The organism is Pseudomonas sp. Snoq117.2, from assembly GCF_900110545.1.
GTDB classification, from domain to species: domain Bacteria; phylum Pseudomonadota; class Gammaproteobacteria; order Pseudomonadales; family Pseudomonadaceae; genus Chryseomonas; species Chryseomonas benzopyrenica.
This window is the reverse complement of record NZ_FOED01000005.1, coordinates 402,915-417,940: the sequence shown is the minus strand read 5'-3', so window position 1 is coordinate 417,940 and position 15,026 is coordinate 402,915. Positions and strand designations below refer to the sequence as shown.

16 protein-coding genes are annotated in these 15,026 nt (G+C 63.1%); 15 read left to right on the top strand and 1 reads right to left on the bottom strand.

Translation table 11 applies throughout. From position 1 onward, the window contains the following. The 4 genes from traD to BMZ43_RS15940 all read left to right on the top strand — a co-directional run bounded on the left by traD (position 1) and on the right by BMZ43_RS15940 (position 4,966). Positions 1–2,166, top strand: coding sequence for a type IV conjugative transfer system coupling protein TraD (gene traD / locus BMZ43_RS15955; protein ID WP_058788579.1), 2,166 nt, complete (start codon positions 1–3; stop codon positions 2,164–2,166). Beyond that, positions 2,163–2,645, top strand: coding sequence for a hypothetical protein (locus BMZ43_RS15950; RefSeq protein WP_058788580.1), 483 nt, complete (start codon positions 2,163–2,165; stop codon positions 2,643–2,645). The genes traD and BMZ43_RS15950 overlap by 4 nt, the downstream gene beginning before the upstream one ends. Beyond that, complete coding sequence (locus BMZ43_RS15945; RefSeq protein WP_058783943.1) at positions 2,645–3,391, top strand: TIGR03747 family integrating conjugative element membrane protein; 747 nt, start codon at positions 2,645–2,647, stop codon at positions 3,389–3,391. The genes BMZ43_RS15950 and BMZ43_RS15945 overlap by 1 nt, the downstream gene beginning before the upstream one ends. A gap of 108 nt (positions 3,392–3,499) precedes the next feature. Further along, the gene (locus BMZ43_RS15940) at positions 3,500–4,966 is read left to right on the top strand and encodes a UvrD-helicase domain-containing protein (RefSeq protein WP_058788581.1); all 1,467 of its coding nucleotides are present in this window, start codon (positions 3,500–3,502) and stop codon (positions 4,964–4,966) included. Positions 4,967–5,939: 973 nt separating this feature from the next. Here BMZ43_RS15940 and BMZ43_RS15935 read toward each other — a convergent pair. Further along, a complete protein-coding gene (locus tag BMZ43_RS15935) occupies positions 5,940–6,233 on the bottom strand; it encodes a hypothetical protein (protein ID WP_042133083.1) in 294 nt (97 codons plus the stop codon). A gap of 150 nt (positions 6,234–6,383) precedes the next feature. Here BMZ43_RS15935 and BMZ43_RS15930 point away from each other — a divergent pair, with 150 nt between their 5' ends. The 11 genes from BMZ43_RS15930 (at position 6,384) to BMZ43_RS15880 (ending at position 15,015) form a co-directional block, all read left to right on the top strand. Beyond that, positions 6,384–6,713: a DUF4177 domain-containing protein gene (locus BMZ43_RS15930; protein ID WP_042133082.1), complete on the top strand. Its 330-nt coding sequence runs from the start codon at positions 6,384–6,386 to the stop codon at positions 6,711–6,713. A 106-nt stretch (positions 6,714–6,819) separates the two neighbouring features. Then, on the top strand, positions 6,820–7,173 hold the full coding sequence (locus BMZ43_RS15925) for an integrative conjugative element protein, RAQPRD family (RefSeq protein WP_093254863.1): 354 nt from the start codon (positions 6,820–6,822) through the stop codon (positions 7,171–7,173). Then, entirely contained in the window at positions 7,170–7,409 is a 240-nt protein-coding gene (locus tag BMZ43_RS15920) for a TIGR03758 family integrating conjugative element protein (RefSeq protein WP_058788582.1), read from the top strand. The genes BMZ43_RS15925 and BMZ43_RS15920 overlap by 4 nt, the downstream gene beginning before the upstream one ends. Before the next feature lie 18 nt (positions 7,410–7,427). Continuing rightward, a complete protein-coding gene (locus BMZ43_RS15915) occupies positions 7,428–7,793 on the top strand; it encodes a TIGR03745 family integrating conjugative element membrane protein (RefSeq protein ID WP_058788583.1) in 366 nt (121 codons plus the stop codon). Positions 7,794–7,808: 15 nt separating this feature from the next. Beyond that, positions 7,809–8,189: a TIGR03750 family conjugal transfer protein gene (locus tag BMZ43_RS15910; protein ID WP_058788584.1), complete on the top strand. Its 381-nt coding sequence runs from the start codon at positions 7,809–7,811 to the stop codon at positions 8,187–8,189. Next, positions 8,186–8,842, top strand: coding sequence for a PFL_4703 family integrating conjugative element protein (locus BMZ43_RS15905; protein WP_058788585.1), 657 nt, complete (start codon positions 8,186–8,188; stop codon positions 8,840–8,842). Before BMZ43_RS15910 ends, BMZ43_RS15905 begins: the two co-directional genes overlap by 4 nt. Further along, positions 8,839–9,744 (top strand): TIGR03749 family integrating conjugative element protein, encoded by a 906-nt coding sequence (locus BMZ43_RS15900; protein ID WP_058788586.1) that lies wholly within the window; start codon positions 8,839–8,841, stop codon positions 9,742–9,744. The genes BMZ43_RS15905 and BMZ43_RS15900 overlap by 4 nt, the downstream gene beginning before the upstream one ends. Beyond that, a complete protein-coding gene (locus BMZ43_RS15895) occupies positions 9,728–11,248 on the top strand; it encodes a TIGR03752 family integrating conjugative element protein (RefSeq protein WP_093254861.1) in 1,521 nt (506 codons plus the stop codon). The genes BMZ43_RS15900 and BMZ43_RS15895 overlap by 17 nt, the downstream gene beginning before the upstream one ends. Beyond that, complete coding sequence (locus BMZ43_RS15890) at positions 11,226–11,672, top strand: TIGR03751 family conjugal transfer lipoprotein (RefSeq protein WP_058788588.1); 447 nt, start codon at positions 11,226–11,228, stop codon at positions 11,670–11,672. The genes BMZ43_RS15895 and BMZ43_RS15890 overlap by 23 nt, the downstream gene beginning before the upstream one ends. Then, entirely contained in the window at positions 11,672–14,707 is a 3,036-nt protein-coding gene (locus BMZ43_RS15885; RefSeq protein ID WP_058788589.1) for a conjugative transfer ATPase, read from the top strand. The genes BMZ43_RS15890 and BMZ43_RS15885 overlap by 1 nt, the downstream gene beginning before the upstream one ends. Beyond that, entirely contained in the window at positions 14,704–15,015 is a 312-nt protein-coding gene (locus tag BMZ43_RS15880; protein WP_058788590.1) for a hypothetical protein, read from the top strand. The genes BMZ43_RS15885 and BMZ43_RS15880 overlap by 4 nt, the downstream gene beginning before the upstream one ends. Positions 15,016–15,026 lie beyond the last annotated feature (11 nt).

Here is a 15,026-nt window from a genome sequence, read left to right as displayed (position 1 = left end):
ATGGCCCGCAACCATGCACTGGACACGCTGTTACGCCCTGCCGTTGAGCTCTACACGGTCCAAGTGTGCCTGGCCATGGCCTTCCTGTGCGTGTTCGCACCCTGGGCCATCGCCCTGACGCCACTGTTCGGCCTGGTCACGGCCGTCGCCTTTCTTGGCTTCGGGATCTACCGCCTGCGCCAGGCGCTGCGCGTGCTGCGCTATCGGCGCAACATCCGGCGCCTGTCGTACTACAGCATGACCAGCAAGGAGATCCCGGTCAGCAATGAGCGGCTGTTCGTGGGTAAGGGCTTTCGCTGGGAGCAGAAGCACACCCAGCGCCTGGTCGACACCTACCTGCCGCAGTACGCGCCCTATGTCGAGCCGTCGGAGTGGACCAATAAGGCACGGCGCCTCGAGGCGCGCCTTGAGTTCGCGCCCTTCCCGCTCACCCTGCTGGCCAAGGCCACGGCCTGGGATAACGCCGTGAACCCCTTGCGCCCGCTGCCCCCGGTGGGCGGCCTACCACGGCTGCATGGTATTGAGCCCGAGGAGCATGACGTCACCCTGCCGCTGGGCGAGCGGGTAGGTCATTCCATCGTCCTGGGCACTACCCGGGTGGGCAAGACGCGCCTGGCCGAGCTCTTCATCACCCAGGACATCCGCCGCAAGCGGCGCGGTCAGCATGAGGTGGTGATCGTCTTCGACCCCAAGGGCGATGCCGACCTGCTCAAGCGCATGTACGTCGAGTGCGAACGCGCCGGTCGGGCCAACGAGTTCTACGTCTTCCATCTGGGCTGGCCGGACCACTCCGCGCGCTACAACGCCGTGGGCCGCTTTGGTCGGATCTCGGAGGTGGCCACCCGTGTCGCGGGCCAGCTGTCCAGCGAGGGCAACTCGGCGGCGTTCAAGGAATTCGCCTGGCGCTTCGTCAACATCATCGCTCGGGCCCTGGTCGCTCTCGGCCGGCGGCCGGACTACCTGCAGATCCAGCAGCACGTGATCAACATCGAAGGGCTGTTTCTGGAATACGCCCAGAAATACTTCGATGAGCACGACCCCAAGGCCTGGGAAAAGATCATCTTCATCGAAAGCAAGCTCAACGATAAGAACGTCCCGTTCAACATGAAGGGCAGACCGCTGCGGGTCATCGCGATCGACCAGTACCTGAACCAGACGCGCGTGCTGGATCCGGTCATGGATGGCCTGCGCAGCGCCGTACGCTATGACAAGACCTACTTCGACAAGATCGTCGCCTCGCTGCTACCGCTGCTGGAAAAGCTCACCACCGGTCGCATGGCCGAGCTGATCGCGCCGGACTACCACGACGTCAACGACCCCCGGCCGATCTTCGACTGGATGCAGGTGGTGCGCAAACGCGCAGTAGTCTACGTCGGCCTGGACGCGCTCTCCGACACCGAGGTCGCCGCGGCAGTTGGCAACTCCATGTTCTCGGACCTGGTCTCGGTTGCCGGCCACATCTACAAGTACGGCATCGATGATGGCTTGCCCGGGGAGGCCAGCGGCAAGGTGGCCATCAACCTGCACGCCGACGAGTTCAACGAGCTGATCGGCGATGAGTTCATCCCCATGATCAACAAGGGTGGCGGCGCCGGCCTGCAGGTGACGGCCTACACCCAGACCCTATCCGACATCGAGGCCAAGATCGGCAACCGCGCCAAGGCCGGGCAGATCATCGGCAACTTCAACAACCTCTTCATGCTGCGGGTCCGCGAGACTGCGACGGCTGAGCTGCTGACCAACCAGTTGCCCAAGGTGCAGGTCTTCACCGCCACACCGGCAAGCAGCGCGAGCGACGCCGTCAACGGCAAGACCGCCTTCACCTCCAACACCCATGACCAGCTTAGCGCTACCAGCGTGCCCATGCTGGAGCCCGCCCATGTGGTGGGCCTACCCAAGGGCCAATGCTACGCACTGATCGAGGGCGGCAACCTATGGAAGGTGCGGATGCCGCTGCCGGCGGTGGATCCGGATGAAGCGATGCCCAAGGACCTGCAGGAGCTCGCCGAGAAGATGCGCAAGGCCTACCAGGTGGGCCAGGCCACCGGCAGTGAGTGGTGGGAGGCCCCAGGGCAGCGCCGGGTCGCAGACGATCTGCCTTTGGACCTGCAGGACGACTTCCGGCAGATGGCCCAAGGCGCTGCAGACGAAGGAGACGCGGCATGACCACCGAACCTGATCATGCCCGTCTCGTCGCCCTGGGCGCCGCTTGGTTGCGCCGGCAGGGCTTTCCCCTGGTCGCAACCGAGCTGCGGTGCTTCGGATCACGCGAGCAGCCGGATGTGCTGGGCTTTCGCAGCAACTGCTCGACGCTGATCGAGGTGAAGACCAGCCGCGCCGATTTCCTGGCCGACCGAAACAAGCCTGAGCGCACCGCCGGCGGCCTAGGGCTCTATCGCTTCTACCTCTGTCCCGAAGGGCTGCTGCAGGCCGCTGACCTACCGCCGGGTTGGGGCTTGCTGGTGGCCACCGGCCGCCAGGTGGCCGAGGTCGTGCGGCCCCGCGGCAACCTTTGGCCGCCGGCAGGGCGAGCTGTAGGCACCGAATGGGAAGCTTTCCAGCATCAGCCGGATCTTGCCGCCGAGCGCCAGGCGCTCTTCTCCATCGCCCGGCGCGCCAGCGCCGCTCCTCGAGGACGCCGATAATGGCCGACGTCGCCCAGCGCGCTCAGCAACAGCAGGTCAAGGAGCAGACCTTTATCGGGTCGGTGCTCAGCTTCCCCTTTCACTTCATCGGCGTGATGTTCCTGTCCCTGGGCGGTGCCATCCTGGTTGATTGGCTTTGCCTCTACTTCTTCTGGCCGGAGGCTGGCTGGCACCACGCGAAAGGCATGCTTGATCACGAGCTGGGCTGGCTGTCCCAGGGATTTCTCTCCAGCGTCGTGGTTCAGGAGCCCGGGCACACGGCGACCTGGCTGGTAGGGCTGCTCTACGACTGGCTCTTTGTGAAAACAGGACTGGTTCAGTGGCTGACCGGGATGCAGCAACTGGCGGCTGCCGGCCCGCGGAGCGAGCTCGATGTGCGCTACCTGGCCGCCCAGAGTGTCACGACGGTGCAGACCTATGGCCTATCTGCCCTCTTCACCATCCTGGTGTTCTGCGTGCGCCTGGTGATCCTGATCCTAGCGGTACCGCTCTTCGCCATGGCCGCCTTGGTCGGCTTCATCGACGGCCTTGTGCGGCGGGACATCCGCAAGTTCAGCGCCGGCCGCGAGTCGAGCTACTTCTACCACAAGGCCCGTAGCACCATGCTTCCGCTGGCCCTGCTGCCCTGGTCGCTGTACCTCGCCTTGCCTATCAGTGTGAGCCCACTCCTGGTGCTGCTGCCGTGTGCAGCGCTGCTGGCCTTGTCGGTGAACCTCACTACCGCTTCGTTCAAGAAATACCTGTAGCCACCGGCGTGCTCCGTGGCCGCAACCTGGCCACAAGGAGCGCCTTCATGCCCATCAATATGCAGGGGTGGTATTGAACCCCTGTCCCAGCCGATCTGGAGATACCCCATGCAGTGGACCTCTGAGCAAGCCCCCGCCATCGCGTCAAACGCGCGCAAGCTGCTGATCCAGGCCTTTGCCGGCACCGGCAAGACCACTACCCTGGTGGGCTACGCCAGCGCCCATGCGGACGTGAAGATGCTCTACCTCTGCTACAACAAGTCGGTGGAGATGGCGGCGAAGAATCGCTTTCCGCGCAACGTAACCTGCAAGACCGCCCACGGCCTCGCCTATGCCGTCTATGGCACCCAGTACCAGCACAAGCAGGCCGGCAATCTGCGCATCACCGAGGTTGCCCGGGTGCTGGACACCCAGGACTGGGAGCTGGCCAGGGACGTGGTCAACACTCTCAACACCTTCATGGCAAGCGCCGACATGGCCCTAGACGGTCGCCACTTCGCCCGCTACGAAGGCCGCGGCCTGACGCCGCTGCAGGAGCGACGGATCACCCAGGTGGTGGGCATGGCCATCAGCGTCTGGAAGCGCATGATCGACCTGCAGGACGCCGGCGTGCAGATCACCCACGACGGCTATCTCAAGCTCTACCAGATGAGTCGCCCGGACCTGTCCAACCGCTTCGGCGCCATCCTGCTCGATGAGGGCCAGGACGTGAACCCGGTAATCGCCGACCTGGTGCAGCGGCAGCGCACCATCCAGGTCATGGTCGGCGATCGCCACCAGCAGCTCTACCGCTTTCGTGGTGCCCAGGATGCCCTCAGCGCGACCTGGATGGCGGACGCCGAGAAGCACTACCTGACCCAGTCTTTCCGCTTCGGCCCGGCGGTGGCCCACGTGGCCAACGTCATCCTGTCGTTCAAGGGCGAGACGGTGAAGCTGCAGGGCCTCGGCCAGCGCACCCTGGTAAAGCGATCGCTTCCTGAGGACCTCGCCCACCGCACCTGGCTGCATCGCACCGTCAGTGGGGTGATCGAGAACGCTCTTCGCCTGGAAAAACAGGGTGGCCACCGCATGTACTGGATTGGCGGGATCGACAGCTATTCGCTGCGCGAGCTCGAGGACCTGTTCCAGTTCAGCCGAGGTCGCAATGACCTGGTGCAGCAGAAAAAGCTCTTGCGCGACTACCGGGACTTCGAGCAGTACCAGGAGATCGCCAAGGCTACTCAGGATCCAGAGATGCAGCGCTCGGTGCGGATCATCGAGGCCTACTTCGACCTGCCTAAGCGCATCGAACAGCTGCGGCGCTGCGCGGTGGCCAGCGAGCTGGATGCCACCGTCACCCTGACTACAGCGCATAAGGCCAAGGGCCTGGAATGGGACTTCGTAGGGCTCTATGACGACTTCAGCGCGGATCCGTTGGCACCGGAGATCGACCGAGCCAGCCGCGACGATGAGCTGAACCTGCTCTACGTCTCCGTGACCCGAGCCATGCACATCCTGGCGGTGAATTCGTTGGTGATCGACATCATGCAGCGGTACAAGGAGCTGCATGGAAGCCTCGCGCCGACGCCGAAATGAATGCCTAAGCCTACTTATCGAGTGAACAGATTGCGGAATACAGAACGGGTTTCAGCGAGCGTCTAATCCTAAGACAATACCGATTTCATATAAGAAAAAGAATGAGCATCACACGCAGGAATAAGGTGACGGCGATCTGCGAACCGTCATCCTAAATTTGATCAAAAAATAACCAGCGCGAATAAAGTTCATAAAAAGGTCAGACATACAGTGAAATTTAGGTCATCGCCGGAGGCCTTAATCACAGCTTATACAAACTTTATCCACAGGTTGTCTCCATACGAAATCCACTCATAGTGGACGACCTAGCGCTTTATCCACAGATAACTATAGTGCTCGGGACGGCGAAACACCCCTCTGTCAAGACTGTCTTCCCTAACGTGGAGGGCTTAACCTGTCGCCCGAGTTATAGATTTAGGGGGGTGAGCTGTCAGCCCCTGAGGCAGGACGCCATCTTTGCTGACAAGGATCGTTAGAAGAACGAGTGAGCTGCGCGCTTCTCACGGCTTAAACGCAGCCACTCGTGGTTCCAGGCAACACCTAGGCGCTACCGGGGAATTCATTCTATCGCTCTACGTCGACTTCGGGTCAATGTATTGCTGATCATCCGGTAGCTGATCGTAATGCTGTTTGTCTGCTCAAGGAGACCAGACATGCGACACCACTTCAGCAGCCGTCGTCGGCGTAAAATACCTCGCGTCAAATCCGTCTATGTCCGTCGCTATCGCCGCTTTCGTCTTGGTCGTTGGGAAGACGTCCGGTGGCATTTCCGTAGCATGCCGGAGCCGCAGATCCCTCTGCCACTTGAGTGGTAGAAGTGAGTAAAGGGGGGGCGCAAGCCCCCCTTTTTTCGCTTTTCGTGACGCTTTGCCTATCGACGATAAAGGAGCTGCAGCAAGCGCTCTTGGATTGGGCGCGTGGTCGGACAGAACGTTGATGAAGCCGATAGGTATGCTCGGCAAGGGAACTAGGATCAACGCTGACTCAGCCTGATACGTTCCCCCACTGCGCCAGCGATATGCCGACGCGGCTTTTGTTTGTGCTTCAGGTATTCAGACCGACACTGACTGAATAGGTCGGCCGCCACCTTGAGCAACTGCTTGCCTTGCGGTGCGGTGACACACCCAAAGTCGAGCAGCGCGAGAATATAGCCTTCGAGCTGACCGTACAGCCTGGCCAGATGCCCTAGCCCCATGACAGCCATCGCATTAGTCAGGTCCCGCCAGCGTTGTCTGGCATCTTCGGGAAGAAACGCAATGTCGGTCATACGACCTCCCGTTATTTGTCTGATGACAGCATAGCCAAGCGGATCGTTCGACGCCCTGATCGTAACCTCATGAGACCTGGATACGGTTTAGCCTGGTGAGGCTACTGTGGACCACAGGACGATGGCCACCCCATCGAACTGGAGCCGTCCATGTCCCCTGCCCGCTTCGAATACCACACTGAATTCTCCCCTCTCACCTACCGCGTCCAAGAGCGCGGCTGGCTCATGTTCAAGCACGAACAGCAGACCGGCACCCCAGACGTCGCTGCTTTCCTGGCCGATCCAGAACGGCAGGCTCGCCTGCAGGCTCTGGGCGCTGACGGTTGGGAATTGGTCAGCGTGCAGCCGGTGCTGGAAGGCCGGGCCCAGATCGGTCAGCAGACCGCCCAGGGCAACCAGGGGTGGGGCGTAGGCTACGCGGTGGCCACCGGCTTTCTGCTGTTTTTCAAGCGCCTCATCATCCCTTCGCAGAGCCAATAATCAAGCGGGTTTGCAACCTATTTGGGTGCAGTAATGGTTTCCCGCTGACCTCCCTGGTGGCCCTCGGCATCCTGTGCGGCATCAACCCGCTGCCTAGGGCCCCGTTGTGAAACTGTCCCCTCCTCCACGCAAGCTCTTCGCCCGCTTCCGTCTCGTCAGTAGCCTAGTCTTCACGCTTGGACTCACGACGGGCGCCGCTCGCGCCGCCGGCACCGCCAGCGAGCAAGCCAACGTCGACGTGATGATCCGCCAGCTCAACGCTGTCGAGGCGGTCGCCAGGCGCAGCGCTGAGCTGCCCAGCGATGGCAGCTCCCGCTATCACCTGGACTACAACCGTCTCGCCGCCGACATCGCCCGGATCCGCCAGGGCCTGCAGGACTACCTGGCTCCAAGCCGTGCCCAGCCTCGCGATGCAGCCGAGCTTTCCGGCCAGTACCAGCGTGAAGGCGCCCAGGCATGAGCATGACCGCCGCGCAGACCGCTGCCTTTCAGGCGGCCAGCGGCCTTACGCCGGCGGCCAGCAACACCTTCTGGCTTTCGCTGGCCATGGCCGTCGTCACCCTCTGGTTCGCCTGGCTTTCCATCAGCCTCTACAAGGGCTGGGCGAACCAGAACCTCAAAGCCGCAGCTGCCAAGGGCGCTCTCATTCGCGGGCTGCTCCTCTACTGCGCACTGTCCTGGCTCATTTTGCATTAACCCCTCGAGGAGAAATCCATGCTGTCCCTCAAACACCTGCTCACTCTCGGCGCCCGCGCCGGAACACAAGCCGCCCTGGCAAGCGCAGCCCTGCTGCCTGCAATCAGCCAAGCAGCCCTTCCCCAGGCCCAAGCCCCCTCGCGAGGCGAAGGCTCTACCTGGCTGGAAACGCTGAAAAACTACGGTTTCGATCTCATCTCGCTGTTTGCGCTGGCCATATGCGCCTTCTGCCTGATCGTCGTCGCCGCGCACGGCATTACCGTCTACCACGAGATCCACGTGGGCAAGAAAACCTGGAAGGACCTGGGCGTGACGATCACCGTTGGCGTGGTCCTCATCGGCTTGGTGATCTTCATCGTCACCAAAGCCACCGGCATCATGTAACGCAGGACCGCGCCGATGGACATTACCCAGGACTTGCATGAGGACGGCACCCTTCGCTTCTTGCCGAATCGCCTCAACCTTCAACCCGTCGTCGTCGGCGGCCTGACCACGGACGAGATGTTCGCCACGGTCGGCATCTCTGCTGCATTTGGATTCGCAGTCGGCATCCCGTTTGCATTTTTCGTCACACCAGCCATGCCAATCTTCGCCGCGCTGGCGTGTGGCGCCCTGGGCCTGGTACTCGCCGGACGGATCCTGCGTCGCTGGAAGCGCGGCCGTCCGGAAACCTGGCTCTGGCGTCAAGTCGAGTGGCGCCTCGCGCATTGGGGGCTGGCGGGTCGCCGCCTGGTCATCCGCAGTGGTGCCTGGACCTGCAAGCGGATGGTGGGGCTATGAGCCGCGCGTGGAAGCTGTCCGATTCGCAGCGCGCCCATATCACGACCCTGCGCCTTGCCCTGGGCCTGGTCAGCGGCATCGCAATTTGGAACGGCTACGGCTGGTACAGCGCGCCCAAGGATCTGACCGTGCACGTGCCGCCGGACCTGCGATCTGGAAGCACACGTCCCTGGTGGGAGATCCCTCCCGAGTCGGTCTATTCCTACGCCTTCTACATCTTCCAGCAGATGAACAGCTGGCCAGCTGACGGCGAAAAGAATTACAGCGACAACATCGCCCGCTTGACCCCTTTCATCACCCCTTCTTGCAAGACCTATCTGGAGGGGGATGAAGCACTCAAACGCAACAGCGGCGAGCTCCGCAAGCGAGTGCGCAATGTCGCGGAAATCCCTGGGTCGGGCTATGGCGACGATCCCACCCGGCGTGTCCAGGTGCTCGGCAATAGCGAGTGGACGGTAATGCTCGATGTCGTTGCAAACGAGTACCTGGGCGGCGAGAAGGTCAAGACGGCGCTCACGCGCTACCCGCTCCACATCGTCAGGTCCGACGTCGATCCCGAGAAGAACCCCTGGGGTATGAAGTGGGACTGCTACAGCGGTCAGCCGCAGCGGATCGAGGCCGGCGTCGAAGTCAAAGCTCGAGGTACACCATGAGATCCCGCCGCTCCCTCGCCTTGATGCTGGGTGGACTGCTGTTGACCAGCCTTGCCCAGGCCATCGAGATTCGCAAGTGGGAACGTGTCCCCTTGGCCATCCCGCTCGTGGTAGGCCAGGAGCGAATCCTATTCGTTGATGCCAACGTGCGTGTCGGCGTCCCTCCCGCCATCGCTGAAAAGCTCAGGGTGCAGAGCACCGGCGGCGCGATCTATCTACGGGCCAAAGACCCGATCGAGCCCAGCCGGCTGCAGCTGCAGAATGCAGCCACCGGCGAGATCATGCTGGTCGACATCGCCGCAACGCCGGCGCTGGAAGGCCAGGCTGCGCTTGAGCCCATCAAGATCGTGCCAGGCGACACCACGCCTACTCGCTACGGCCAAGCCGCTGCACCGGCTCCGAAATCGACGGCCAAGGCCAGCCGCCAGACCGAAGAGGATGATGACGAGCCGGCCCCGCCCAAGCGGGAAACGCCGATCCCCGTTGTGCTCACCCGCTACGCCGCCCAGATGCTCTATGCTCCGCTGCGCACCGTGGAGCCAGTAGACGGCGTCGCCCAGGTCAAGGTCGATAAGCGCCTGGATCTGTCGACGCTGCTACCGGCGCTGCCGGTTGAGGTCAGCCAGCTGGGCGCCTGGCGTCTGGACGATCACTGGGTGACCGCTGTGAAGCTGCGCAACCAGACCGGCCAGCGCCTAGCCCTGGATCCGCGCGAGCTCATGGGTGACTTCGCGACCGCGACCTTCCAGCACCCCTACCTCGGCGCCCGGGGCGATGCCAGCGACACCACGGTGCTGTACCTGGTCACCCGGGATCATGGCCTTGGCCAATCGCTGCTGCCCAGCCTGGGCGCCGCAGATCCTCGCGTCACTGCGGAGGCCCGTCATGCAGCTCAGAAGTAATCCGCTCCTCAAGTATGCGCTGCTGGGGGTTCTGGTCCTGGTGGTCTATGTCGGTGTGACCCTATTCGGCAAAGGCAAACCGCAAACGCCCGAGCAGCCACAGTCCGCCCAGCTCACGCCGGAGCAGGCCAAGGCGCTGGGGATCGAGGGCGACACGGCCAACGACACCCTGCGCACCATCGTCGTCGAAAGTCGCCAGCTCAAAGAGCAGTTGAACAAGGTCCTGAGGGACAACGAAGAGGCCAAGCGGGAGAACGATGGTCTCAAGGCCCAGCTGAGCAACATCAACACCACGGTCGATAGTCGCGTTCAGGCAGGCATCAACCAGGGCCTGGAGAGCCAGCAGAAGCAGACACAGGGTCTGTTCGATGGTCTGCAGAAGCAGCTCAACACCCTGTCGCAGATGGGTAACCAAGGAGGCGGCAACGGGGGTTCGGGCACGGACATGCCCATCGGGCTCGGCATTGCTCCCGGAGAAGGCAATCAGTTCAAGAAAGGTAGCGGTAGTTCGGACCTGGTCTGGATCGAGCCGCAGGATGGCACCGCAGTAGATGCCGCTGGCAAGCCCATTGCTGCCGGCAGCAGCCAGGCCGCCAGCGGTTTCGCCTTCCCGACCGCCTTCGGCGCCGCCGGCCAGAAGACGTTGGACGCTGCCTCAGGTGGCGCTCAGCGCGCAGCCGATGGCATGGGGGGTGATGAGCAGACCCGCAAGAAGGTCCGCAAGGTCTACACCCTGCCGCAGAACTCGACGCTGATGGGTTCGGTGTCCATGACCGCCCTGGTGGGCCGCGTACCGGTCGACGGCACGGTCAACGACCCCTACCCCTTCAAGGTCTTGATCGGCCCCGACAACCTGACCGCCAACGGCATCGACCTGCCCGACGTCGCCGGCGCCGTCGTGAGCGGGACCGCCTCGGGCGATTGGTCCTTGTCTTGTGTGCGCGGCCAGATCCGCAGCATGACCTTCGTCTTCACCGACGGCACCGTGCGTACGCTGCCGGCGCCGCAGGAGAACGGCGGTCAGCAGAGCAACGGCCAGAACAACCAGAACGCCTCAACCAACGGCCAGCCCGCTGCGGTTCAGGGTGGCATGGGCTGGATCAGCGATCCCTACGGTATCCCCTGCATCGCGGGCGAGCGCCGCAGCAACGCCGCCCAGTACATCGGCTCCCAGGCACTCATCACCGCCGCCGGCGCCGGCGCCGCCTCGCTGATCAAGAACGACGGCACCAGCTCCAGCTACGTCCAGACCCCGAACGGCACCATCGGCACGACCGGCATGTCCGGCAACGAGGCTATGGGCAAGATTCTGAACCAGGGCGTCAGCGACATCTCCACCTGGGTGAACAAGCTCTACGGCCAGGCCTTTGCCGCCGTCTACGTGCAACCCGGGGCGAAGGTGGCCATCCACCTCGACCAGGAGCTGGCCATCGACTACGAACTCAAGGGCCGCAAGGTCGACTATCGGACAGGAGCTCGCCATGCCTCGGCTGCCCTCGATTAATCGCACACGACTTCAGATAGCGGCTGTACTGGCTCTGTCCCTACTGGCCAGCGGCTGCGCGGTCGACAAGGATAAGATGCTCCCCCATGGCGACCAGACCATGATGGACGTCTGGAACGCCGGTACCACCGGCTCGGACGGCAGCAGCCAGGGTCGCCAACTCGTCGATGCCCGGGCAGAGCTGCGCCGTCCAGTGGACACGGCCCAGGCTCGGCCGCTGGCTGACAACGCCGGCTATTCGCGCACCGCGCAGAACGAGATCTATAGCCAGTTCAAACGCCTGCCCAATCCGGACCTGGTCATGTACGTCTTCCCGCATTTGGCCGGCTCCGACCCGGCCCCCATCCCCGGCTACACCACCGTTTTCCCGCTCTACCAGCGTGTGCAGTACGCCATGCCCGGTGAGCGGGTGGAGAACTACTGATGGGCATCTTCGAACGCCTGCGTGGCAAGAAAACCGCCGACACCTCGACGGCTGAGCCAGATCCTGTGCCTAGCCAGCCAGAGCTTATTGAGCCGGTTGAGGAAGCGGGTCTATCAGCCAGCGCTGAGCCGGCCCTGCATCCCGAATCCATCCGTGCCACCCGCGCTCTTGAGGTCGACGAGGAAGCCGCCTACCAGCGCTACCTGGACCGCCTGAAAGCACACGGTATCCCTGAGCCAGGTGCCTGGATGACGGGCAAGGAGAAGCCCGCGACGGTCGCTGACATCGCCAACATGCACCAGGTCAATCCCAGCTTTACCAACCTACTGCCCTGGGTCGAATACCTGCCCGAGCATCAGGCGATGCTGCTGGAGGACGGCAAGTCGCTGGCCGCCTTCTTCGACCTGGTGCCGATCGGTACCGAGGGCCGCGAAGCCAATTGGCTTCGCCAGGCCCGCGACGCCTTGGAGAACGCTCTGCAGGATGCCTTCGATGAGCTGGAGCAGAGTCCTTGGGTCATCCAGTTCTATGCCCGCGACGAGATCCAATTCGACAGCTATCTCACGGGGCTGGCCAACTACATCCAGCCGCGCGCCCGCGGCTCCGAATTCACCAAGCTCTATCAGAGCCTGATGAAGCACCACCTGCATGCCATCGCCAAGCCTGGCGGTCTATTCAACGACACGGCCGTATCCCACCTGCCCTGGCGTGGTCAGCATCGGCGCGTCCGGATGGTCGTTTCCCGCCGCAGCATCGGCGACGGTCTGGTTAGGGGGCAGGCGCCCGCCGCCTACCTGGCGAACATCTGCAGCCGGCTGACCGGCGCGCTGCGCAACGCCGGCGTGACGGCTCATCGCATGGATGAGCGCGCCATTCGCCACTGGCTCCTGCAATGGTTCAATCCGTGCCCGGATCACCTGGGCACCTCGGCCAAGGACCAGCAGCGGTTCTTCGAGGTGGTCAACAGCGCCTTCGACCAGGACGAGTTGCTGGCCGAAGGCACCATTCCCTTCCTGGCCAGCGGGACCGATTTCTCCCAGTGCTTGATGTACCGCGAGCCTCGCTCGGATGCGCAGAAGGGCCTGTGGTTCTTCGATGGCCAACCCCATCGTGTAGTGATGCTGGATCGGCTGCGTAAAGCGCCGATGACCGGCCACATGACCGGCGAGCGTACCTTTGGCGATGCCCTGCATGCACTTTTCGATGAGATGCCCGAGGACACCGTGCTGGCCATCACGCTGGTGGCCACGCCCCAAGACACGCTCGAAGCCCACCTCAACAAGCTGCACAAGAAAGCCGTCGGAGACAACCAGGCCTCTGCACTCACCCGAGAGGCCATCAAGGACGCCCGCCAGCTGATCGGGCGTAAGCACAAGCTCTACCAAGGCAGCGTGGCCTTCTACGTCCGGGGTAAAGATGAGCAGGAGCTGGAGCAGCGCTGCAACGACCTCACCAGCATCCTGACCAGTGCCGGTATCGAGCCGGTACGACCCGAGGATGAGGTAGCCTCCCTCAACAGCTACCTGCGCTGGCTGCCCGGCAACTTTGACCCCAACCAGCCACGAGCGCTGCAGTGGTACACCCAGCTCATGCTGGTTCAGCATGTCGCCAACCTGACGCCCATCTGGGGCCGCTCAACCGGAACGGGACATCCGGGTATCACTCAATTCAACCGCGGTGGCAGTCCGCTGACCTTCGATCCGCTCAGCAAGCTCGATCGCCAGATGAATGCGCATGGCTTCGTCTTTGGTCCTACCGGTGCGGGCAAGTCAGCCACCCTCAACAACCTCTTGATCCAGTGGCTGGCTATCTACCGGCCGCGCATCTTCGTGGCCGAAGCCGGTAACAGCTTCGGACTGCTGGCGGACTTTGCCCAGCGTCTTGGCCTGACCGTTCACAAGGTCCGTCTGGTCCCCGGCGCCGGGGTCAGCCTGGCACCCTTCGCCGACGCCATCCGTCTGGCCGAGGATCCGGCTCACGTGGCCGTGCTCGATGCCGAGGACCTCGACGCCTCTGACAAAGCCAGCAGCCCGAAGCCCGACCTGGAGGACGATCAACGCGACGTGCTCGGCGAGATGGAGATCGTGGCGCGCCTGATGATCACCGGCGGCGAGGAGAAGGAAGACGCCCGCATGACGCGCGCCGACCGCGCTGCCATCCGCCACGCCATCATCAATGCGGCCAAGGCCTGCTCCAAGGCAGAGAAGACGGTCCTCACCCAGGACGTGCGCGATGCCCTGAGCGAAGCTTCACGTGACGAACGCCTGCCAGCTCCGCGACGGGAGCGCCTGCAGGAGATGGCCGAGGCCATGGAGATGTTCTGCATGGGCGCCGACGGCGAGATGTTCAACCGTCCCGGCACGCCCTGGCCAGAGGCTGACCTGACTGTCGTGGACTTTGCCACCTACGCCCGAGAGGGCTATCAGGCGCAGCTCGGCATCGCCTACATCTCGCTGCTGAACTCGATCAACAACATCGCTGAGCGTGACCAGTACAAGGGCCGGCCGCTGATCAAGCTGACCGACGAAGGCCACATCATCACCAAGCACCCGCTGCTGCTGCCCTATGCGATGAAGATCACCAAGATGTGGCGAAAGCTCGGCGCCTGGTTCTGGTTGGCGACCCAGAACATCGATGACATCCCGATTTCCGGCGCGCCGATGCTCAACATGATCGAGTGGTGGATCTGCCTGAACATGCCGCCGGATGAAGTCGAGAAGATCTCCAAATTCCGCAATCTGAGTACCGCGCAGAAGGAGCTGATGCTGTCAGCGCGCAAGCAGAGCGGCGCCTATACCGAAGGCGTAGTGCTGTCCAAGTCGATGGAGACGCTCTTCCGCGCGGTACCGCCCAGTCTCTATCTGGCCTTGGCGATGACGGAGCCTGAAGAGAAAGCGGAGCGCGCCCAGCTGATGGAAGAGCTCGGCACCGACGAGCTGGGCGCCGCGCTGGCCGTCGCCGCCCGTTTGGACCGGTTGCGAGGGATCGAACCCTACCCCTTCCAGCTGCCACCGGCTCGAGGAGCCCGGCGATGAGAGCGATGGACCAATTCACCCAGGACCTCATCGACAGCCTGACTGGCTTGCTTCGGCAGCCGCACCTGCCCGAGACGCTCACGGCCCTGCAGATCTGCGCACCGGTCTTGATCAGCAACCTGCAGGCAGTGAAATCACGCGCAGTGGATCGCCGTGAGATCGAGGCCCAGCTCGACACAGCGCTCAAGCACTGGCTGGCCAAGCATCCGCAGCCGGATGACGCACAACAGGCGCTGCTGGAGGTGCTGCATCGCGACGTGCTGGGCCGGCAAATCGATCAGCCTTCTGCCCATGAAGCTTCGGCATGATTAGGGGAGCT